Source organism: Actinoplanes sp. M2I2, assembly GCF_023544445.1.
GTDB lineage: Bacteria > Actinomycetota > Actinomycetes > Mycobacteriales > Micromonosporaceae > Actinoplanes.
In genome coordinates, this window is sequence record NZ_JALPVJ010000013.1 from 250,289 (window position 1) to 270,770 (window position 20,482).

17 protein-coding genes are annotated in these 20,482 nt (G+C 71.0%); 8 read left to right on the forward strand and 9 right to left on the reverse strand.

The window, feature by feature from the left end:
* Window positions 1-85: 85 nt before the first annotated feature.
* The 3 genes from HJC40_RS27185 to HJC40_RS27195 all read right to left on the reverse strand — a co-directional run bounded on the left by HJC40_RS27185 (window position 86) and on the right by HJC40_RS27195 (window position 3,955).
* Window positions 86-541 carry a nuclear transport factor 2 family protein gene (locus HJC40_RS27185; RefSeq protein WP_250005049.1) on the reverse strand — a complete coding sequence of 152 codons (456 nt, stop codon included), beginning with the start codon at window positions 539-541 and terminating at the stop codon, window positions 86-88.
* Entirely contained in the window at window positions 538-912 is a 375-nt protein-coding gene (locus HJC40_RS27190) for a nuclear transport factor 2 family protein (protein WP_250005051.1), read from the reverse strand. Before HJC40_RS27190 ends, HJC40_RS27185 begins: the two co-directional genes overlap by 4 nt.
* 217 nt (window positions 913-1,129) lie before the next feature.
* Window positions 1,130-3,955: a BTAD domain-containing putative transcriptional regulator gene (locus HJC40_RS27195; RefSeq protein WP_250005053.1), complete on the reverse strand. Its 2,826-nt coding sequence runs from the start codon at window positions 3,953-3,955 to the stop codon at window positions 1,130-1,132.
* A gap of 173 nt (window positions 3,956-4,128) precedes the next feature.
* On the opposite strand from HJC40_RS27195, the gene HJC40_RS27200 reads away from it, so the two are divergent.
* The 3 genes from HJC40_RS27200 (at window position 4,129) to HJC40_RS27210 (ending at window position 9,582) form a co-directional block, all read left to right on the forward strand.
* Entirely contained in the window at window positions 4,129-5,979 is a 1,851-nt protein-coding gene (locus HJC40_RS27200) for an acyl-CoA synthetase (RefSeq protein ID WP_250005055.1), read from the forward strand.
* 79 nt (window positions 5,980-6,058) lie between these two features.
* Window positions 6,059-6,682, forward strand: a complete 624-nt coding sequence (locus HJC40_RS27205) for a GNAT family N-acetyltransferase (RefSeq protein WP_250005057.1) — start codon at window positions 6,059-6,061, stop codon at window positions 6,680-6,682.
* 632 nt (window positions 6,683-7,314) lie between these two features.
* The gene (locus HJC40_RS27210) at window positions 7,315-9,582 is read left to right on the forward strand and encodes a discoidin domain-containing protein (RefSeq protein WP_250005059.1); all 2,268 of its coding nucleotides are present in this window, start codon (window positions 7,315-7,317) and stop codon (window positions 9,580-9,582) included.
* 92 nt (window positions 9,583-9,674) lie between these two features.
* On the opposite strand, the gene HJC40_RS27215 is transcribed toward HJC40_RS27210, so the two are convergent.
* Window positions 9,675-10,208: a cytochrome P450 gene (locus HJC40_RS27215; RefSeq protein ID WP_250005061.1), complete on the reverse strand. Its 534-nt coding sequence runs from the start codon at window positions 10,206-10,208 to the stop codon at window positions 9,675-9,677.
* 642 nt (window positions 10,209-10,850) lie between these two features.
* Between HJC40_RS27215 and HJC40_RS27220 the strand changes: the two genes are divergently transcribed.
* The 3 genes from HJC40_RS27220 (at window position 10,851) to HJC40_RS27230 (ending at window position 12,852) form a co-directional block, all read left to right on the forward strand.
* Entirely contained in the window at window positions 10,851-11,048 is a 198-nt protein-coding gene (locus HJC40_RS27220; RefSeq protein WP_250005064.1) for a hypothetical protein, read from the forward strand.
* A gap of 374 nt (window positions 11,049-11,422) precedes the next feature.
* Window positions 11,423-12,130 carry an alpha/beta fold hydrolase gene (locus HJC40_RS27225; protein ID WP_250005067.1) on the forward strand — a complete coding sequence of 236 codons (708 nt, stop codon included), beginning with the start codon at window positions 11,423-11,425 and terminating at the stop codon, window positions 12,128-12,130.
* Window positions 12,131-12,204: 74 nt separating this feature from the next.
* Complete coding sequence (locus HJC40_RS27230; protein ID WP_250005070.1) at window positions 12,205-12,852, forward strand: trimeric intracellular cation channel family protein; 648 nt, start codon at window positions 12,205-12,207, stop codon at window positions 12,850-12,852.
* Between the two features lie 56 nt (window positions 12,853-12,908).
* Here the strand turns inward: HJC40_RS27230 and HJC40_RS27235 are convergent, their stop codons facing one another.
* Both HJC40_RS27235 and HJC40_RS27240 read right to left on the reverse strand, forming a co-directional pair.
* The gene (locus HJC40_RS27235; RefSeq protein ID WP_250005073.1) at window positions 12,909-13,418 is read right to left on the reverse strand and encodes a cupin domain-containing protein; all 510 of its coding nucleotides are present in this window, start codon (window positions 13,416-13,418) and stop codon (window positions 12,909-12,911) included.
* A gap of 378 nt (window positions 13,419-13,796) precedes the next feature.
* On the reverse strand, window positions 13,797-14,255 hold the full coding sequence (locus HJC40_RS27240; RefSeq protein ID WP_250005076.1) for a MarR family winged helix-turn-helix transcriptional regulator: 459 nt from the start codon (window positions 14,253-14,255) through the stop codon (window positions 13,797-13,799).
* Window positions 14,256-14,311: 56 nt separating this feature from the next.
* On the opposite strand from HJC40_RS27240, the gene HJC40_RS27245 reads away from it, so the two are divergent.
* Window positions 14,312-15,184 carry an NAD(P)H-binding protein gene (locus HJC40_RS27245; RefSeq protein WP_250005079.1) on the forward strand — a complete coding sequence of 291 codons (873 nt, stop codon included), beginning with the start codon at window positions 14,312-14,314 and terminating at the stop codon, window positions 15,182-15,184.
* Between the two features lie 24 nt (window positions 15,185-15,208).
* On the opposite strand, the gene HJC40_RS27250 is transcribed toward HJC40_RS27245, so the two are convergent.
* Together HJC40_RS27250 and HJC40_RS27255 are read right to left on the reverse strand one after the other, a co-directional pair.
* Complete coding sequence (locus HJC40_RS27250; RefSeq protein ID WP_250005082.1) at window positions 15,209-15,721, reverse strand: sigma-70 family RNA polymerase sigma factor; 513 nt, start codon at window positions 15,719-15,721, stop codon at window positions 15,209-15,211.
* Window positions 15,722-15,795: 74 nt separating this feature from the next.
* Window positions 15,796-16,968 carry an AAA family ATPase gene (locus HJC40_RS27255; RefSeq protein WP_284043786.1) on the reverse strand — a complete coding sequence of 391 codons (1,173 nt, stop codon included), beginning with the start codon at window positions 16,966-16,968 and terminating at the stop codon, window positions 15,796-15,798.
* Window positions 16,969-17,110: 142 nt separating this feature from the next.
* On the opposite strand from HJC40_RS27255, the gene HJC40_RS27260 reads away from it, so the two are divergent.
* A complete protein-coding gene (locus HJC40_RS27260) occupies window positions 17,111-19,948 on the forward strand; it encodes a BTAD domain-containing putative transcriptional regulator (RefSeq protein WP_250005088.1) in 2,838 nt (945 codons plus the stop codon).
* On the opposite strand, the gene HJC40_RS27265 is transcribed toward HJC40_RS27260, so the two are convergent.
* Window positions 19,949-20,449, reverse strand: a complete 501-nt coding sequence (locus tag HJC40_RS27265) for a hypothetical protein (RefSeq protein ID WP_250005091.1) — start codon at window positions 20,447-20,449, stop codon at window positions 19,949-19,951.
* Window positions 20,450-20,482: the final 33 nt, after the last annotated feature.

Below are 20,482 nucleotides of genomic sequence, written 5' to 3' on the forward strand. Positions count from 1 at the left end.
CGAACCGGGCCTGCCCAGTCTCACCGGCCGTTCTGAAGTTCCACTTATCATCCGCTGACGGCCCGGGCCGGGCGGCCGGAGGCGGTCACTGCCGCTGCGGCGCCGAGGGGCGTTCATCGGTCCAGTCGATGACCAGCCGGCGATCGGCGATGAGCCAGCCGCGGCCGGTCCGTACGAAGGTGTCGAGATAGCGGATGGCCATGATCAGCAGGGTCCGGACGCCGTCCCGTTCGTACAGATGATGCGCCAGGCAGTACGTCTCCCCGGTGGCCGATTCACCGTCCACCGCCACGGTCGACTGGCCGTTGAGGTAGGTGGTGACCGCATACCGGGTCATGAGGCTCTCGAACGCCTGGATCAGGTTGTCGCGACCCTGGACCAGCTGGATCGGCGCGCGCAGGGCCGGGTCGCCGTCGAACAGGGTGACCCGGCCGTCCTCGGTGAAGACCTCCGCCTGCCGGTGCGGGTCGCGCCGGTCGGCATGGCGGGCGTACGCGTCGACAAGCTCCCGCAGGGCGAGCCGGTCGTCGGCCGTGCTCATGCCGTCGCCGGTGCGGACGGGGCGTCCAGCATGGTGTAGAGGTGCTTGATCCGGCCGTCCTCGACAATGGCGATGTCCGTTCCGCTGACCACCGGTGGTTCTCCGGCCGGCCCGAGCTGCCAGGACAGCAGCGTCAGATTCTGGACCGACCGGACCTCCCCGACCGGAGTGAAGACGAAGCCGGGGGCCTCGTCCAGCAGCCGTTGGACCTTGCGATCGAGGTCGTCCCGGCCGACGGTGACCTCCTCGGGGTCCGCGAACGTCACGTCCTCGGCATAGACCTCACGGATGGCCGCGGCCCGCACGTCCCGGTCGCGTTCGCCGAAGACCCCCAGGAGGTTCTTGTGGGCCAGTGCCACGTTGTGGTCCATGAACAAGCTCCGTTCTCATAGATTGACGACGAGTGATCCGAGGGGCCCGGACGGTCCTCGCTCGAGGTCGGTCGCACCATCGTGGCCGGGGCGCCACCGGGACGCATCCGTCACGTGACTCCCGGGGCGCCCGACCGGTCAGGCGTCGTTCAGTCGGAAATAAGTAACGCTGCCTAACGTGGTGGTCATCTCATCGAAAAGCACGACAGACATCGGTTCAGGCCGGCTCGACTGCCTGGCGGTAGCCCACCTGAGCCTCGGGAGTCAGCCACGAGGCCACGAACGGATCGAGGACGCTGTCATCCGACATGGCGCGGGCGCTTCTCCACACGTGACCGGCGTCGTCCAGCTCGCCGGCGTCGTGGAGCACGGCGCCCAACTCGATCAGGTTCATACCCGCGTTGTGCGGTTCGTCCCGACGCCGATAGAGGTCGACGTAGTGCTGACCGATGCGCAGGGCCGGGATCGGGTGATCCCGGCGGGACAGGATGCGGCTGACCGTGGCGAGGGCCAGCTCCACCTTGTAGAGGTCGCCGCGGTCCCGGGCCATGTGAGCCGCGGTCACCGCACATTCCCAGCTCCGGCCGTCGTCGCCCTCGGCCAGATACAGGTTCGCCAGCATGCTGAGGATGTTGAGTTCCTGGTGCGACCGTCCGGCCGCCACGAAGACGGCGAGGGCCTCCCGCAGCAGGGTGATCCCGTCGGCGTTCCGGCCCTCGCTCCGGGCCACCCAGCCGAGGTTCATCAGGACCTCGGCCCGGCCGATGTCGTCGCCCAGCTGATCGAACAGGTCGGCCGCCACCTTCAGATGGCGGGCGGTGGAGGTGGAGTCGCCGAGGTAGTGACAGGCGCCCGCGAGACTGCGGTGGCTCTGAGCCATGCCTTCGACATCGCCGGCCCGGGTGGAGGCTTCGACGGCCAGGGCGGCCGTGGTGGCCCACTCCTGCCAGAGGTTGGCCGGTCCGTACAGGTCCTTGGCCAGCAGAGCCAGTTTCCAGCAGACGCCAGGGTCGGGCTGGGCAGCGGCCCGGTCCACCACGGCCCGGACGGTGAGGTATTCGTCGGCGAACCAGGCTTGCGCGGCATCCAGGTCGTCGAAAGCCAGGGGAACGACATCGCTGCGCGCGGCCGGCACGTCGACGTCGGCGAACCCGGGACGAACCAGCCGGACCGCGGCGTACGTGGCGTGCAGATAGTGGTTCGCCAGCCGGCGCCGGGCGTCCTCCTGCTCGTCGCCCGGCAGCCGGTCGGCTCCCAGCTCCTCGGCGAAGACCCGGACCAGATCGTGCAGCCGGTATCGGCGGGGGCGGTAGCGGCTCAGCAGCCCGGTGCGGGCCAGCTCGGCGAAGTGGGAGCGGGTCAGGGCCAACGGTGTGCCGGACAGGCTGGCGGCCATCTCGACGGTGAGGTCGGCCCCCGGGTGCAGAGGCAGCAGCAGAAGCATCCTCGCCGCCCCGGCGCTGAGCTGCCGGTAGGACCAGCCGAACACCGCCCGCACGTCACGATCGAGGCCGTCGTCGCTGAGCGCGTCGAGCCGGTCGGCCCCGGTCCGCAGGTCCTGCGCTATCTCGCTCAGCGATTGGTCGGGATCCGCGGCGGCCCGGGCCGCGACGACGGCGAGCGCCAGCGGCAGGCGGCCGCACCGCTCGATGATCTGCCGCACCGCTTGGGGCTCGGCGAGCACCCGGGCCGTCCCGATGCGCTCGGTGAGGCACGCACGGGCTTCCTGCTCGCTGAGTACGTCGACGTTGCGCAGGTCGGCGCCGTGTGCGGTGGCCAGACCGCCCAGCCGGCCCCGGCTGGTGACCAGAACGGCGTTGGGTGCTGTTCCGGGCAACAGCGGACGGACCTGGTCGACGTCGCGGGCGTTGTCCAGCACGACGAGGAGCCGCCGGCCGGCGGTCATGCTGCGATACAGGGCGGCCCGGCCGTCGAGGGACGTGGGAATCGCATCCTGCACGACGCCGAGGGCGCCCAGGAAGGTGTGCAGGACGTCGGTCGGGTCGGCGAATCTGCCGTCCGGGTCGAAGCCGCGCAGATCGGCGTACAACTGCCCGTCGGCGAAGCCGGGGGCCAGCCGGTGCGCGAGGTGGATCGCCACCGTGGTCTTGCCCACCCCGGGCATGCCGTCGAAGGCCAGGATCGGTACGGCGCTGTGGTCACCGCCCAACCGGGCGAGCCCCTCGTCGATCAGCTCGGCCCGACCCGCGAAGACCGGCAGATCCGAGGGGAGCTGAGCCGGCGGGACGGGCGCCGCCGTGACGGGCGCCGGGGGGCTTTTCTCAGGCTGAAGAATGGACAGGTAGGCGGCTTGCAGCTCGGCGCCGGGATCGACCCCGAGCTCGTCGGCCAGCCGGGCGCGCACCCGGTCGTACCAGGCGAGCGCCTCGCTCGGGTTGCCGCCGGCGGCCAGGGCCAGAAGCAGCTGGGCCTGCAACGCCTCGTCCAGCGGGTTACCGGCGACAGCCGCCCGGAGCGCCGGCAGGACCCGTTCCGGCATGCCGCACCGCAGGGCGGCCTCTGCCGCCTCGCGTACGGCCGCGACGCGTTCCTGCTCGATGGCCACGAAGTCAGGGTGCTCGTCGGCCAGGGCGCCGAGACCGGCCGCGCATCGGCCCTGCCACAGAGCCAGACCGGCCGTGAACTCGTCGAGCGCCGCACGCTCGTCACCCTGCCCGGTGAGGCGCTTCGCCGTGGCGAGGTGCTGCCGGAAGTCCACCAGGTCGAACCGGCTGCCGGCGAGCGCCAGACGATAGCCGCCGAGGTCACGCACCAGCCGGCGGCCGTCGGAGCGGGCCGGCCGATCGGGCTCGAGGACCCGGCGCAGCATGCCGATGTAGCGGTGCACCATGTTCACCGCGGTCGGCGGGACATCGGCCCCCCAGAGCAGCTCGATCAGCTCGGAGATCTCCACCAGCCGCCCGGCCCGGGCCAGCAGGAGGGCCAGGACCAGCCGGCAATGATTCGGCCCCAGGCTCAGCTCGTGCCCACCGCGCCAGGCCCGGAGCGGTCCGAGCAGCGCGAAGCGCAGTGAATCGCTCACGGCCGACCTCAGCTCCCGTCCGGTTACCCCGCCCGTCGTAGTGTCGCAAACATAACGTCCACCAGCGGAAAGACCGGTGGGCGGTCGTCCTCGTCACAGCGCCGGGCACTGAACCCTCGGCGGCGGCTCACGTCAGCAGCAGTGGTGAACACCCACGTCGAAGGCGAGCTCCGATGAATCCTCTGCTTGATCCCGCCGCCCTGGAAAAGGTGCCGCTGGCCGGACACGAGCTGCCGGCCAGCACGTACGCCCTCCTCGAGCGGGCCGCGGGACAGTACGGGCACCACCCCGCCCACGTGCTGCTCCACCGGGCCGGCCCCGACCCCGAGATCGTCAGCTACGACGCGCTCCTGCACAGGGTCAACCGGTCGGCCAACGCGCTGCACCGGCTGGGCGTCACCCGGCACGACACGGTGGCGCTGCTCAGCCCCAACAACGGCGAGATGATCGCCGGCCTCCTGGCGGCCCAGGCGGTGGGCACAGCCCAGCCGCTCAACCCGTCACTGGCGCCCGAGGCCCTCGTCGCCATGCTGCGGCTGTCCGGAGCCCGGGTGCTGATCGCCGCCGGGCCCGAGATGCACCCTCAGCTGTGGGGGCTCGCCGTGCGTCTCGGCGAGCAGCTCGGGCTCGTTGCCGTGCTGGCCCTGCGTCCCGACGGTCCCCGCGGGGCGCCGGCCGAGCTGGAGGGCGGCGTCCGGGTCGCCTATCTCGAGGACATCGCCGCGCCCGAGCCGGCCGACCGCCTCGTGCCGCCCCGCCCCGGTCCCGACGACGTGGCCGCCTACTTCCACACCGGCGGTACGACCGGCACGCCCAAACTGGCCGCCCACAGTCACCGGAACGAGGTCTTCACCGCCTGGTCCCTCGCGGCGACCGCCGGCGACACCGACATCGTCTTGTTCGGTGGCCTGCCCATGTTCCATGTCAACGCGGTGCTGCTGTCCATCCTGGCGCCGGCCTTCGTGGGTGGCCGGGTCATCTGGGGCGGGCCGCTCGGCTGGCGTGACCCGGAGCTCTATCCGGCCTTCTGGAAACTGGTGGAGCGGTACGGGATCACCATGATCTCCGCCGTGCCGACCGTCTACGCGCAGTTGGCTCAGGTGCCGGTCGACGCCGACCTGTCGTCGCTGCGGTTCGCCGTCAGCGGCGCCGCCATCCTGCCGCCCGCCGTACGCGACGCCTTCGAGAAGAACACCTCGGTGCCGATCTGCGAGGGGTACGGGCTGACCGAGGCCACTTGCGCGTCGGCCCGCATCGTGCCCGGGCATCCCCGGCCCGGTTCGGTCGGGTTGCGCATGCCCTATCAGCACATCCGCGCGGTCGACCCGGCCGACGGCACGCCGTTGCCCCCGGGCCGGACCGGCGTCCTCACGATCAGCGGTCCCAGCGTCTTTCCGGGTTATGTCACTGTGCGGCCGGAGGGGATCCGCACGCTCGACACGCTTGGCAAGGTGACCGACGGCTGGCTGGACACGGGTGACCTCGGATCGGTCGACGCCGACGGCTACGTGTATCTGACCGGCCGGTTGAAGGACGTGATCATTCGCGGCGGGCACAACATCGACCCCGCGACCGTCGAAGACGCCGTCCTGAGCCACCCGGAGGTCGTCGGCGCGTCGGCGGTGGGCCGGCCCGACCGGCACGCCGGTGAGGTGCCGGTCGCGTACGTGACGGTGCGCCCCGGCGCCGACCTCACGGGCGAGGACCTGGTGGAGTGGGCGGCCAAGAACGTGGTCGAGCCGGCCGCCGCGCCCAAGGCCGTGCACATCATGGACGCGCTGCCGCTCACCGCGATCGGCAAGGACTACAAGCCGGCGCTGCGGGCCGACGCGATCCGCCGGGTCGTCGCGGACGAGTTGCCGGGGGTTGCGGTGACCGTCGCGGTCGAGGACGGGACGCCGGTGGCCGAGATCAGCCTGACCGGCGAGCGCGCCGCGGCGCACGCCCTGCTCGACCGGTACACGTTCCGGTGGCGGTTCGCGGACGCCGTCCCGCCGGAGCGGGACGCGACCGCGCGAGCCTGACCGATCCATCGTCGCCGAGAACACACCCTGGCTCCAGGACTCCCGTGAACCGCCGGGCGGCGACGACGTCGTCAAAGGCATGGAGACAGAGGTGTACACGAGGCCCTGGGCGCCGGGTGATCTGCCGAGGCTGCAGAAGGCCGAGCCGTCCTTCTCCGCACGCTCGATGACCAGCCGGTTCCTCACGGGAACCAGCCGGCTGCCGTTGCCTTACGTCGCCGCGCTGCGGCGTCCGCAGTCCCGGGGCCGGGCGTGGTTCGGTCAGGTCGCGCTGGCCGGCGGCGAGCTGGTCGGGATGGCCGAATGCGCGTGGCGGCCCGATTCACCGCGGCCGGCCGAGCTGGCTGTTCTCGTGGCGGACCGATGGCAGCGTCGCGGGGTCGGCCGTCTCGTCGTGAGCGGCCTGCTGGACGAGATCGAAGCGGTGGGGATGACACACATCGAGGCGGTGGCCGACGCCACCAACGCGGGTTGTCACGCGCTGGCCCGCGCGATCGACCGGGAACGGTCCGGGGCGGGCGGGTGGTCGATCCGTTCGTGGGTGACCGGCGGCCATCGGTACCTCGAGCTGACCCGGCAAGCCGGGCAGACAGGCGGCCCGCTGCCGACATCGCGGCGACGGCTGGAGGCGTCGCCCGGGGGCTGGGTGCGGGCCGGTGACGTTGCCGCCACACCGGCAGGACTGCACATTCGGGCGGCTTAGGCAATTCGAGCGTATCGATGACGGGGATCGAGTGCGGCGGTCGGGCGAATTCCTGAGGGTGGCCGGTCGGGAAGCGTGCGCAATTGGCGCGTCCCCGCGCTCCGCAATGCGCCGGGTGGCGATCGGCCGCGCTATCAAATGATCAAAATAATCGACTGATCTCGATTGACGCCGGTAGGGTGCCGTGGTCCGGCGTGAGAGGCCCGCGTGCGCCGCCGCGGGCAGTGTGTGCTCGGCGAGCCGCCGCATGCCCCGCTGTGGAGTCGATTGCCCGGCATCGCTCCCACGTGACCGGCGGTGTGGTCGCACTGCATCGAGATGTCCGTTGTGGTGAGCGGCGACCCGCAGTGATCTAGGTCACTGCGGCGTCGGACCAACCGGACCTAAGACGCAGGATAACAATTTTTTTAGAAGAATTTTTATTCGGATCGGTCGATAGGTGCGGTCGGGAACGGTCGATGGGGCAAATTCCGCCCCGTAGGCCAAGTGTTTGTTGCCGGGATATTGACGCGCTGCAACAGTGAAGTGAAGATTGCTAGAGAGCGCTCTCCGCTCTGTGCCGCACGGTCATCCCCGCCCCGCCGCACGTCTGTCCCCACGGACGCGCGGCCACCCTTCCGACAGGTAGGAACATGACACCCCCGACATCGGTCTCCCCACCACCGCAGAAGCGCAGACGCCGTGGGACGGTCGTGCTCAGCGCCGTCCTGGCCACGGCCCTCGGCATCACTGTCGCCTCGGTCGCCACCAACGCCAACGCCGCGGACCTCCCGGTCTCGCAGGGCAAGCCGGCCACCGCCTCGTCCGTCGAGAGCGCGGCCTTCGCCGCGTCCGCCGCGGTCGACGGTGACGCGGGCACCCGCTGGTCCAGCACCTTCGCCGACCCGCAGTGGCTGCGGGTCGACCTCGGCAGCACCCAGTCGATCAGCCAGGTCGTGCTGAACTGGGAGGCGGCGTTCGCCTCGGCGTTCACCATCCAGACCTCTCCGGACGGCAGCACCTGGACGAACATCACTCCGGTCACGACCGGCAAGGCCGGCGTCCAGACCTTGAACATGTCCGGCAGCGGCCGGTACGTGCGGATGAACGGCACCACGCGGGCCACGCCGTACGGCTACTCGCTCTGGGAGTTCCAGGTCTTCGCGAACGGCTCCGGCCCGACGACCCCTCCGACCACCCCTCCGACGACCCCCGGCACCCCGACCCTGCCGACGTCGGACACCCCTGACCTGGGTGCGAACGTGCGGATCTTCGACCCGTCCACGCCGGCGGCGACCATCCAGACGGCTGTGGACCAGGCCTTCAACGCGCAGCTGCGCAGCCCCACCGCGCAGTTCGGCACCCAGCGCCACGTGTTCCTGTTCAAGCCCGGCACCTACGGCCGGGTGTGGGCGAACGTCGGTTTCTACACCACGGTCGCCGGTCTCGGTCTCAACCCCGACGACGTGACGATCAACGGCGCGGTCAACGTCGACTCCGGATGGAACTTCGGCGACGAGACCAACGCGACCCAGAACTTCTGGCGCAGCATGGAGAACCTGTCGATCGTGCCCGAGGGCGGCACCAACCGGTGGGCCGTCTCGCAGGCCGCGCCGATGCGCCGCGTGCACATCAAGGGCAACCTGACCCTGGCCCCGTCGAACCAGGACAACGGGCAGGGCTACTCCAGCGGCGGCTACCTGGCCGACTCCGTGGTCGACGGCACCGTGTCCTCCGGCTCCCAGCAGCAGTGGTACACCCGGGACAGCCGGATCGGCCGCTGGGACGGCGGCGTCTGGAACATGACCTTCTCCGGTGTTCAGGGCGCTCCGCCGAACGCGTTCCCGAACCCGCCGCACACCACTCTGGCGACCACCCCGGTCACCCGGGAGAAGCCCTACCTCTACGTCGACAGCGCCGGTCTCTACCGCGTCTTCGTGCCCGCTCTGCGGCGTAACTCGGCCGGCGCCAACTGGCCGAACACCGCCGGCACGTCGATCCCGATGCGCGAGTTCTACGTCGCCAAGCCCAGTGACAGCGCCGCCCGGATCAACTCCGCGCTCGCCCAGGGCCTGAACCTGTTCTTCACCCCGGGCACCTACTCGCTCAACGAGACCCTCCGGGTCACCCGCCCCAACACCGTGGTGACCGGCATCGGCTTCCCGACCCTGATCCCGAACAACGGGGTCGAGGCCCTGAACGTGGCCGACGTCGACGGTGTCAAGGTCAGCGGTCTGACCTTCGACGCGGGCACGACGAACAGCCCGACGCTGATGAGCGTGGGACGGGCCGGTGTCCACACCGACCACTCGGCCAACCCGATCAGCCTGCAGGACGTCTTCTTCCGCATCGGCAGCAGCGTCCAGGGCAAGGCCACCACCACCCTGGCCGTGCACAGCGACGACACGATCATCGACCACATCTGGGCCTGGCGGGCCGACCACGGCGGCGCGCCCACCGGCTGGACGGTCAACACCGGCGACACCGGCCTCGTCGTGAACGGCGACGACGTCCTCGCGACCGGCCTGTTCGTCGAGCACTACCAGAAGTACGAGGTGATCTGGAACGGCAACCGCGGCAAGACGATCTTCTTCCAGAACGAGAAGCCGTACGACGTGCCCAACCAGGCCGCCTGGATCGGTCCTCGCGGCAACGGTTACGCCGCCTACAAGGTCGCCGACAACGTCACCGACCACGAGCTGTGGGGCGGCGGCTCCTACGCCTACTTCAACGTCAACCCGAGCGTCCGGGTGGACCGCGCCTTCGAGGTGCCCAACCGGGCCGGCGTCCGGCTCCGCAGCGTGCTGACCGTCTCCCTCGGGGACGTCGGCACCATCGCCAACGTCGTCAACGACACCGGCGGCTCCGTCCCCAACCCGGCCGGCAACACCACGCCGCGCCAGGTCGTGGCCTACCCCTGATCCACCCGTAACTCCGGCGTGAAAAGCGGCGGTCATCGGTGCGACTCGCACCGGTGGCCGCCGCCTCGCGTCCCGGCTCCGGGCGAACGCGCTCAGGGGCGGAGACGCACGGGCAGGGTGACCGGGCCCCGCATCATGCCGTTCGGAAGCCAGGCCACGTCGGTGAGCGGGACCGCCGGGCGCAGTTCGGGGAACCGCCGCAGCAGGGAGCTGATGGCGATGCTCGCCTCCATCCGGGCCAAGGGGGCGCCGACGCAGTGGTGAATGCCGTGACCGAAGGCGAGGTGCCGGGGGTTCGGCCGGGTCACGTCGAGCAGCGTGGGGTCGCCGTCGTCCTCCTGGGGCGCGTCGCGGTTGGCCTCGCCCAGATAGACCGCGACCACGTCCCCGCGGCGGATCCGCACCCCGCCCAGGTCGAGATCCTCGGCGGCGAACCGGAAGGTGGCCTGCTCGACGGAGGAGTCGAGACGCAGGACCTCCTCGACCGCCCCGGCGATCAGCTCCGGCCCGGCCCGCAGCAGCTCGTCCTGCTCCGGCTGCCGCAGCAGCGCCACCACGGCGTTGCCGAGCAGGTTGACGGTGGTGTCGTGACCGGCCACCACGAGCAGCGCGGCCGTCGCGATCACCTCGGTCTGCGACAGCCTGACCGTCCTCCACGTTGTGCTGCGCGATCAGGTCGGACAAAAGGTCACCGGCCGGCTCGGCTCTCTTGCGCTCGACCAGTTCGGCCAGATAACCGAGGAAGAGAGCGGCGTTGCTGCGCTGCTCGGCCGAGGGCATGCCGATCAGGGATTGCGACCAGGTGCGGAATTGGGAACGCTCGTCGACCGGCACCCCGAGCAGCTCGGAGATGACAGTCATGGGCAGCGGCGGCCCGGGCCTCGTCGTAGGACAGCACCGCCCACACCTCGAGTCCGCTGCCCAGCCGGACGCGCCGGACCGGTCCGCCGGCACGCAGCGCGGCCAGTCTCCGGGGCGCGTCCGCCTTGAACTCGGGGGTGATGGTGGCGGCTACCGTGTCGTCGGCCATGCGACTGCTGCCTCTCGATGATGGATGTGGTGCGGGCGGGGCAGCCGGTATGACGAGTCGGCACCGGCGGAGTTCAGCCGGGAAGTGGGGATCACACGGCAAGGTCGCGATCCGGCCCCGCGGGGTTGAACCCCGATCCGCCGCGCCCGTCAGCTCTGTCGGGAATCAGCTGGTATGCGAATGAACGGACCACGGCCTTCCCCCGTCGTACAAGCCCGACGACAAGGCTCCGTGGACGGTGGAGCGCTTCGTCGCCGAGGTCGGCGCCGTCCGGCACCCCCTCGGCCTGCGAGAGATCCATCTCTACGGGCATTCGTGGGGACCTGGCTGTCCATCGAATACCCACAGCGCCCACTTCGCCATGCTGGAGGAGGAGGAGCGGGCGTACGTCGCGACTCTGCGCTCCTTCCTGCGTCGCCAGGACAAGCGCGGCTGATCACGGTCGGCTCGCCACGGCGGAACCGGCCGGGCCGGCCTTCGGGTCGGCCTGGCCGTTCGTCCTGTCGACCGGGCCCCGATCACCGCGTTGCCTGGTCACGTCCGCGTGCGGGCGGCCGATTCAACTTCGGTTTCACTGTTTCTTCACTGGCTTCGCCCACGATCGGTGCATCGGCCGGAGAGAGCGGCGCCGACGCCGTGCCGGCCTTACCGATCGTCCGCCACTTCCTTACTCGGCTCGGAGCCTGACAAGGCGTGAAAGCGCCCACATCAATCTTGCCGCAACATGCAATACGCAATATATTGCACACAGCGGCGGACGCCGCGAAAAGACCACCGGCCTCGCCGGACGGCTATGAAAGGACGTGCCTCGTGAGCACTACCGGTCAAGAGCTCAAGAACGTCGTACTCGTGCACGGCGCGTTCGCCGATGGTTCGGGCTGGCGCGGGGTGTACGACAATCTGACGGCCCGGGGTTACCGAGTCTCGATCGTGCAGAACCCGCTCACCTCGCTGGCGGATGACGTCGCGGCCACCACCCGGGTCCTCGACCTGCAGGACGGTCCGGCGATCCTGGTCGGCCACTCCTGGGGTGGCACGGTCATCACCGAGGCGGGCGTCCACCCCAAGGTCGCCGGTCTCGTCTACGTGTCGGCGCTGGCCCCCGACGCCGGCGAGACCACCGCCCAGCAGTACGAGGGATTCGCCGCCACACCCGACTTCGTCATCGATGTCGCCGAGGACGGGTACGGCTTCATCAACCACGACAAGTTCAAGGCCGGCTTCGCGGCGGACACCACCGACGCCGACGCCGCGTTCCTGCGCGACTCGCAGGTGCCCATCAACATGGCGGTGTTCGCGACACCGGTGACCAACGCCGCCTGGCATGACAAGCCCAGCTGGGCCGTCATCGCGACCGAGGACAAGGCGTTCGACCAGGCCATGCTGCAGCACATGGCCAAGCGCATCGGCGCCGAGGTCACCGACGTCTCGGCCAGCCACGCGCTGTTCGCGACCCAGCCCGGCGTCGTCTCCGACGTCATCGTGACCGCCGCCCGCGACGCCGGCAGCGCTCGCTGACACCTCGACCACCTCATCGGGCCGGCTCGCACGCACCGCGTGAGCCGGCCCCGAGCTCTCCGGAGGGTGACCGCATGTCCGTCACGCCGTTTCAGGTGGCCCTGTGGATCGAGCTTCTCGCCGCCGGGCTCGGTGGGCTCCAGGGCGCGTTGTTCGCGGCCGGGGAGAGGCATCGCCGGATCGACGTGCTCGGCGTCATCGTGATCGGACTCGCCGTCTCGCTCGGCGGCAGCCTGCTGCGCGACATCGTGCTCGACCAGCGACCGGTCGTGATCTGGGTGAACTGGTACCTGCTGGTGGCCGGCGCCTGCGCGGTCCTCGGCATGCTGGTGCAGCCCGTGCTCGCCCGGGTGGACTGGCTGATCACCGTGCTGGACGCCGTCGTCATGGGGCTGTTCGGCGCGATCGCCGCCTCCAAGGCGCTGTCGCTGGGCGTCGGCGAGACCGGGGCGCTGGTCGTCGGCGTCATCGGAGCCATCGGCGGCGGGATGCTGCGCGACATCATCATGAACCTGCCGATCTCCTTTCTGCAGGTCGGCACCCTCTATGCCGTCGCTGCCGGAGCCGGCGCCGGCGCCCTGATCCTGCTCGCCGCCGTCGGCACACCCATCCCGATCGCGGGCCTGGTCTGTGTGGTCGTGACGACGGTCCTGCGTCTGGCCGCCGTCCGCTTCGGGTGGACGTTCCCTGAGCAGCGGGCGATGGCCTCGCGGCGTCGGTGAGACCATTCGAGCCCCGCCGCCGTGCAGGCTGCGGGGCTCGAACTGTCGGAGAACGACTACACAGCTTCCACGCCGTACTTGTGGAACAGCCCGAGCATGCGCTCGTCGAAGCGTTCCGGGCCCCAGTTGTCGACCTGCACGCCCGGCCGGGGCTCGGCCCCGCCCTCCACGAACAGCCCTTCGGCGCCGGCCGGCGTGTAGATGAAGAGCAACCGGGTGGTGTGGACGCCGACGTTGGTGAACCGGTGCCGGGCCAGGCGAGGAATGTGGACGACATCGCCGGTCACCGCGGTGAAGGTCCGCTCGCCGTCCAGGAATTCGAGCTCGCCGGAGAGCAGATAGAAGGTCTCTTCCTGCTCGGCGTGGGTGTGCGGCACGGGGCCGCCGCCGGGAGGAACGCTGGCCTCCACGATGCTGACGGACCCGCCGGTCTGGGCCGCCTGGAGGCGAACGGTGTAGACGTCACCGGAGAACCATCTGGTCACTCCCTGGCCCGCGGCGACATGAAGACCACCGCCGGAGGCGTCCCGCGCTTCGAGGCCGGCACCGGAAAGAGAAATGCTCACTGGGCTCCCTGAGTTATGGCTGCTTCGCCCCGGTGGGCGGCAGCGGACATCCGGACGATCGGCGGTGGACGGGAGGGGCTCAGGCCGACGACGTGTCGCCGGCGCGGGAGTTCAGATCCGGTGCCCCACCACGAGGTGGCGCGCTTCCCGTTCCCGGATGCTCGCACTGAACGAGTCGCTGCCGGTGGCGCTGCTTGACGAAGAGGTGCCAGTGGACCAGGCCGGCGAACCGCAGGATCCGGACCGCCAGCAGAACGAAGAGCGTTCGCATGCCTAGGTGTACGAGTAGTTCGGCCTGGAGTTCGCCGGTGTGAGGGCCTGAAGGGGTGACCGTCGCCCTCGTCGGGCAGCGGAAAGAATCAGCGACGACAGGCAGTCTCAGACGGGCTCGAACGGGCTCTCCGTGAGGAAGTGCAGCAGTGCCTCGTTCACCGGGCCGGCCTGTTCCGTTCCCGGCCGGGCGAAGGCGGGATTGGTCGCCAGTACGTCCGGGAAGGCCGCCCGCAGCAGTGCGGCGCCGGCGTCGGACAACACCAGCCGCCCGGACCGGCCCCGGCCCCGGGCGCCCTCCCGGCGCAGGAGTCCGCGGCTGCTGAGACCGTCGATGACCGGCGCCACGCTCTGCGGCCTGACCTCGACGGCCCGGGCGACCTCGGCCTGGGTCAGCTCGCCGCGGGCGGCCGCGAGCTGAGCCAGCACCCCGAACTCCACCGGCGTCAACTCGTGGTCCTTCAACGTCAGCGCCAGCAGCCGAGCCGCCCGGCGCGCCGCGCGGATGACTGTCCAGCCGACGACGGCGTCGATGTCGGCGGCGGTGAGCACGGGTCGATTCGGCATGAGGACATCGTAGGTGGGTAACCTCTAGAATCAGTTAACTGATTCTAGGGGGAACAATGGCGACCATCACCATCACGGGAGCGACCGGGGATGTCGGCGGCCGGACCCTGCGGCTGCTGGGGGAGGCCGGGGCCGACGTCCGGGCGGTGGCTCGACGGCCCGAGCAGGTCGCCCGGTTCGAGCGGCAGGGCACCGAGGCGGTCCTGGCCGGCCTCGACGACGTGGACGCGCTGACGGCGGCGTTCGCGGGCACCGAACAGCTCCTGCTGATCACCGCACCGGGCCCCCGCCAGGCCGTGCACGGCCGCAACGCTGTTCAGGCGGCCAGGAACGCCGGCGTCCGCGCGATCACGCACCTGTCGACGGCCGACGGCGGCCCGGACTCGCCCGTTCCCTGGGCCCGGGCGAACTGGCACACCGACCAGCTCGTCAAGATCTCCGGCCTGGACTGGACGATCCTGCGTCCGTCCGCGTTCATGTCGAACCTGCTGCAGTTCGCCAGGCCCGTCGCCCGGGGCTGGTATCCGCAAACGACCGGCCGCGGCGCCATCGCTTGGACGGACACCGAGGACATCGCCCGGGTCGCCGCGACAGTTCTGCAAGCCGGCGCGCACGCCGGGAACCACCCGTTCATCACCGGCCCCGAACTGCTGACCTCCCAGCAGGTGGCGGCGACGTTCTCCGCGGTGCTCGGCCGGCGGGTCCGCCACCTGCCCGTGCCGAGTCGCGCGTTCGCCGGCGCCGCCCGCCTGGGCGGCGCCGACGCGTGGACCGCGGAGGGCCTGCGGCAGCAGTTCGCCCGGGTCGTCCGGCACAGCCGCGACAACGTCGACGTCCGTACGGACGACGTGCAGCGCATCACCGGGCGCCCGGCCACCACCCTGGCCTCCTGGATCCACGCCCACCGCGACCGCTTCACCCGCCGATAGCCCCGCCCGAGGCGCGTTGACCGGTCAATTGTCCAGAAGGGCATCGCGCAAATGACGTACGCCGTAATGCGCCCGCGATTTGACCGTGCCGACGGGGAGGCCCAGCCGAGCGGCGACCTCGCCGACCGAATGGCCTTTCACGTACAATTCCAGCAGAACGGATCGGTGGGCCGGTCCGAGTTCACCGACGGCTTTCTTCAGGGTGAGCGAAGCGATCGCGGTTTCCGCCGCGGCGTTCGCCGAGGGGGCCAGGTCCGTCTCGGCCAGCCCGACCTCCACGGGTCGTGTCCGCCGTTTGCGGTACGCGTCGATCGCGAGGCGCCGGGCGACCGTGAACAGCCAGCGCCGCTGCGGTTCCGCGCCGGCGGGCAGCTGGTCGAGGTGGCGCCAGGCCTTCAGCATCGTCTCCTGCACCAGGTCCTCGGCGGTGCAGGGCGAGCCCGGCGGGATGAGCCGGCGCAGAAAGGAGAGCAGCGCGTCGCCGTTGTGGCGATGGAGATCCCGCATATGGGCCTCGGTCGCAGTGGCCGTCGACATCGTTTTCCCCATTCGTTGTCCAGCACGTCGGGGAAGCGTAGAAGATCGCCAGTTAATTCCTACTCTATTCGCTGTTAACGGCTTTCTGGCGGCCCTTTCTGCTCCGGGGAACGGATTGAAAGGCGGTGCGAGGCGTGCTCGAGCTCCGCCGCGACCGACTCGTCCGGCCCCGCGGTGGCGGCGACCAGGTGCCAGGTGCGACGTTCCGGGTCGCCCGGCAGGGCCGCGGCGATGGCCAGATGAGCCTGCCGGCGCTCCTCGTAGGCGGACGTCGCGACGATGGCCGACTGGATGAGGGGATGGCGGAACCTCAGACGACCGGTCGAGTCGTCGACCCGGACCAGCTGGGCTCGTTCGGCCGGCGCCAGGTGGACGAGGTCGGTCATGCCGCGCAGGATGCGCAGGTCGCCGCTGCCCTCGAACGTGGCCAGCAGCAACAGCAGGCGAGTGGGGTCGGGCAGGTCGGCCATGCGGGCGGCGAAGATGGTCTGCAGCCGGTTGCTGAGGGGGTCGACGTCGGACTCCTCGAAGCGGTGCCCGGCTTCGCCGTCGAGGGCGGCCGGCAGCTCGGACAAGGCCAGCGGGTTGCCCTGGGCCAGGTCGAGCAGGCGCTGCCGGGCCCGCGCCGGCAGGGTCGGGAAGCGGACGTCCACCAGCTGGGCGGCGGCCTCGGTGTCCAGGGGTTCCACGGTGACCTCGGCCAGACCGCGCCGGTCGAGAAGGCCTTCGGTGCCGGTCCGGGAGGCGGCGATGACGCCGACGGGTGACCCGGCGACCCGTCGCGCGATGAAGCCCAGCACGACGGCGCTCGGCCGGTCGACCCACTGCAGGTCGTCCACGATCACCACCACCGGGGTCTTCCGGGCCACGGTGGTGAGCAGGGCCAGGGCGGCGTTGCAGACCAGCAACGCCGCGGGCGCCGGGCCCGGGCCGAAGCCGAGCGCGACGGTGAGCGCGTCGCGCAGGGCCGGGGGCAGCCGCTGTATCTCGGTGTACAGGGGAAGCAGCGTCTGGTTGAGCAGTGAGTAACTCACATCGGCCTCGAACTCCGACCCGGACCCGCGTAACACCCGCAGGCCGGCCGCCCCGGCCAGGTCGGCCGCGGCGGCCAGCAGCGCCGACTTGCCGACCCCGGGTTCACCTCGGACCATCCGGACATCCCCGCCGTCTCGTACAGATTCCATGAAACGACCGATGCGGGCCAGCTCCACCTCACGTCCGAACAGCTGTTCCGGGGGTGACGTCATACCGTGCACTACGTGCCCGCGCTGTGCGGGTTCAGTGGCCGCCGGCCGACGCCCGCGGGGAAGTCACCCGCCGGACCGCGGCTCCCCTAAGCTGGGGAAGCTTTGATCACTGACCGATCGCGACGCCGATGGGAGCGCTACCGTGACCGGGTCGTCGAGCGACGCTCCGCTGGTCCGCTTCGCCGTCCTCGGGCCGGTGCGGGCCTGGCGGGGTGAGCGGGAAGTCGACCTCGGCTCGCGTCAGCAGCGCCTGATTCTGGCGTTGCTCCTGGCGCGGGCCGGTCAGCCGGTCGGCCTCGCGGAGTTCGTCGCGCTGTTGTGGGACGAGCGGCCGCCGCGCAGCGCCGTGAACATCGTGCACCTTCACCTGGGCGGCCTCCGGCGCCTGCTCGAGCCCGGGCTGCGCCCGCGCGCGTCCGGCCGGTGGCTGACCGGCGACGCGTCCGGCTACCGCGTGGCGGTCGACGCGGACAACCTGGATCTGCTGAACTTCCGGAGCTTGGCGCGGCGGGCGCGGGCGGCCGAGGACCCCTCGGAGGGGCTGGCCGCGTGCGTCGAGGCGCTGGAGCTGTCGAGCGGACCCTGTGCCGGCGCGCCGGAGCTGCTCAGCCGCCCGGTCGTCGACTTCGAGGCCGTGGACAACGAGTACGCCGATCTGGTCCGCGAGGCCACCGACCTGGCCCTGCGTGCCGGCGACGCCCGTGCTGTGCTGCCGATGCTGCGGCGGGTCGCCCGGCAGCGGCGGCTGGACGAGGCCGTTCAGGCCAAGTTCCTGCTGGCGTTGTCCGCGGCCGGGCAACAGGCCGAGGCGATCGCCCTGTACCAGGAGCTGCGCGACCGGCTGGCCGACGACCTCGGGATCGATCCGGGCCGGGAGCTGCAGGCGGCATACCAGACCGTCCTGCGGCACGGCGCTTCCGACGAGGCCGCACCGGCGGACGATCCGCCGTCGTTCTTCGTCCGGCCGGCCCAGTTGCTTCCTGATCTGCCGCACTTCACCGGCCGGGGCGACAGTCTGCGCCGGGCCCTCGGGCTCCTTCACGGCCGGGCCGCGGGCAGCGCCTTGCGGATCGTGGCCATCGAGGGGATTCCCGGCGTCGGGAAGACCAGCCTGGCGACCCACCTGGCATACCGGGTGGCCGACGAGTATCCCGACGGGCAGCTCTACGCCGACCTGCGGGGACTGGACCCGGACGCCGCTCTGGACCCGGCCGAGGTGCTGCAGGCCTTCCTGCACGCGCTCGGGGTCCGCGGCCCGGACATCCCGAAGAACGACCTGGCCCGCTCGGGGCTCTACCGCAGCGTCCTGGCCGAGCGCCGGGTGCTGATCGTCCTGGACAACGTCCGCGACGCCGACCAGGCCCGGCCGTTGCTCCCCGGGGCCCCGGGGAGCCTCGTCCTGGTGACGAGCCGCTACAGCCTCGCCGGTCTGGCCGCGACCCACGGCGCCCACGTGCTCGCCCTCGACGTTCTGCCGGCCGACGAGGCGCGGGAGCTCCTGGTCTCGCGGGTCGGGGCGGCCCGTGCCCTGGCCGACCGGGCGGCCCTGGACGAGATCGTCGACCTGTGCGCGGGCCTTCCGCTGGCCCTGGCCGTGGTGGCCGCCCGGGCCCTGGCCCGTCCCGGGTTCCGGCTCTCGGATGTCGCGCGTGAGCTGCACGACGCTCAGGGAAGCCTCGACGGATTCGGTTCCGACGATCCGGACAGCGACCTGCGCGCCATCTTCTCCTGGTCGTATCGGGCCCTCAGCCCGGCGGCCGCGCGGCTCTTCCGTCTGCTGGCGCTGCACCCGGGCCCGGACGTCACCCTGCCGGCGGCGGCGAGCCTCGGCGGCCTGTCCGCCGGCGACGCCCGGACGGTCTTCGGTGAGCTGGCGCGGAGCAGGCTGATCACGGAACGCCGGCCCGGCCGGTACGGCGCCCATGACCTGATCGCCGCGTACGCACGAGAGCTGATGCTCGACGGCGAGTCCGTCGCGGAGCGCGAGGCGGCCGCCGACCGGCTGCTCCGCTACTACCGGCGGGTTGCCTATGCCGCCAACCTCTTCATCAACGCCCCGATCGATGCCGAACCCGTCGCGTACGAAGGAGTCGTCGCCGAGCCGCGGGACGACAAAGAGGCCGCCGCCTGGTTCACCGCCGAACGGGCCGAGCTCAAAGCGGTCATCCGTCAGGCGATCGACCGGGGCCGGGTGTACGACGCCTGGCAGCTGGAACTGACAGTGCAGGGTTTCTACCAGCGGGAGGGCTGGTGGCACGAGTGGGCGACCGTGGTGGGCGAGTGCCTGACCGCGGCCGAGGACGGCGGCGACCGGGCCGGCGCCGCGGAGATGCTGCGCAGTCTGGCCGGCGCCCAGTTCTACCTGGGCAACAGTCCTCTCGCGCTGGGTCTGCTCGAACGTGCGCTCGGAATCTTTACGGAGCTGGGCAACGCGTCGCGGGAGGCGCTGACGCTGCGCAACCTCGGCGAGGTGAGTTTCGCGACCGGCGATTACGTCCGCTCCGTCGACCACCACCACCAGGCGCTGCGCATGGCGGAGTCGCTCGGGGACCGGGTCGCTCAGGCGGACGTGCTGTGCCGTCTCGCCGACGCGCAGTACGAACTCGGCGACCACGTGCTGAGCTTCGAGACCATCGGCCGGGCCCTGACCATGAGCGAGCAGCTCGCCGACGACGTCCGGCGCAGCGAATGCCACTTGCGCCGTGCCGCCCTGTACCTGCGCGAGCGGCTCTACCCCGAGTCCCTGGCCGACTGGGCCGCGTCCCGGGAGCTCGCTCAGGCTGCCGGCCATCGTGTGCACCTGGTCCGCGCGCGGCTGGGCCTGGGCGACACCGCCTACGCGATGAACGACCGGCTCACGGCCCGGGCGGTCTGGCTGGAGGCTCTGGCTCTCACCAACGAGTCGGACCCGCAGCAGGAGGCTCAGATCCGGCGTCGCCTGGCCAAGCTGGGTCAGCGAGCCGGCGGCGCGGCCGCGTAGTCAGCCCGACGCCCGAACGGTCAGGTGGCCGAGGCCGGCGCGCGTGACTCCGCTGACCGTGTACCGCGGGCCCATCTCGGTGCTTATCGAGTTGAGCATCGCGTGCAGGGCGACGTTCGACGCCGCGTAGTCCACGGTGAACGTGGTCAGTCCCATGCACAGGCACCGGCTGACCAGATCGCGAAGCGTCCGGCGACCGAATCCGCTGGCCTGCCAGGCGTCGGCGACATTGACCGTCAAGATGGGCGAGGCCGGGTCGGCCGGGTCCCAGGAGCACTCGGCCAGCGCGATGATCCGGTCTCCGGCCAGCCCGACCTGCCCCGTCCACCGGTGCCCCGGCACGGCCGGCTGGTCCGCGACCCTCTGATGGAGAGGACGCAGGCGGCGGCCGCGGGTCAGGAAGCGCTGCGGGTACGTCTGCGGCGCGAAGAGCGACTCGGACATCCGCAGAATCGGGAGGTCGTCGGCTCGCCAGGGACGTGTCTCGAATTTGTCAGTCACGTAACCACTGACGGACGGTAGCCCTCCGGGATC

Coding starts and splice junctions, on each gene's coding strand:
- HJC40_RS27185 (WP_250005049.1), bottom strand. CDS start 541: ATGAGCACGGCCGACGACCGGCTCGCCCTGCGGGAGCTTGTCGACGCG.
- HJC40_RS27190 (WP_250005051.1), bottom strand. CDS start 912: ATGGACCACAACGTGGCACTGGCCCACAAGAACCTCCTGGGGGTCTTC.
- HJC40_RS27200 (WP_250005055.1), top strand. CDS start 4,129: ATGAATCCTCTGCTTGATCCCGCCGCCCTGGAAAAGGTGCCGCTGGCC.
- HJC40_RS27205 (WP_250005057.1), top strand. CDS start 6,059: ATGGAGACAGAGGTGTACACGAGGCCCTGGGCGCCGGGTGATCTGCCG.
- HJC40_RS27210 (WP_250005059.1), top strand. CDS start 7,315: ATGACACCCCCGACATCGGTCTCCCCACCACCGCAGAAGCGCAGACGC.
- HJC40_RS27230 (WP_250005070.1), top strand. CDS start 12,205: ATGTCCGTCACGCCGTTTCAGGTGGCCCTGTGGATCGAGCTTCTCGCC.
- HJC40_RS27240 (WP_250005076.1), bottom strand. CDS start 14,255: ATGCCGAATCGACCCGTGCTCACCGCCGCCGACATCGACGCCGTCGTC.
- HJC40_RS27245 (WP_250005079.1), top strand. CDS start 14,312: ATGGCGACCATCACCATCACGGGAGCGACCGGGGATGTCGGCGGCCGG.
- HJC40_RS27250 (WP_250005082.1), bottom strand. CDS start 15,721: ATGTCGACGGCCACTGCGACCGAGGCCCATATGCGGGATCTCCATCGC.
- HJC40_RS27255 (WP_284043786.1), bottom strand. CDS start 16,968: ATGACGTCACCCCCGGAACAGCTGTTCGGACGTGAGGTGGAGCTGGCC.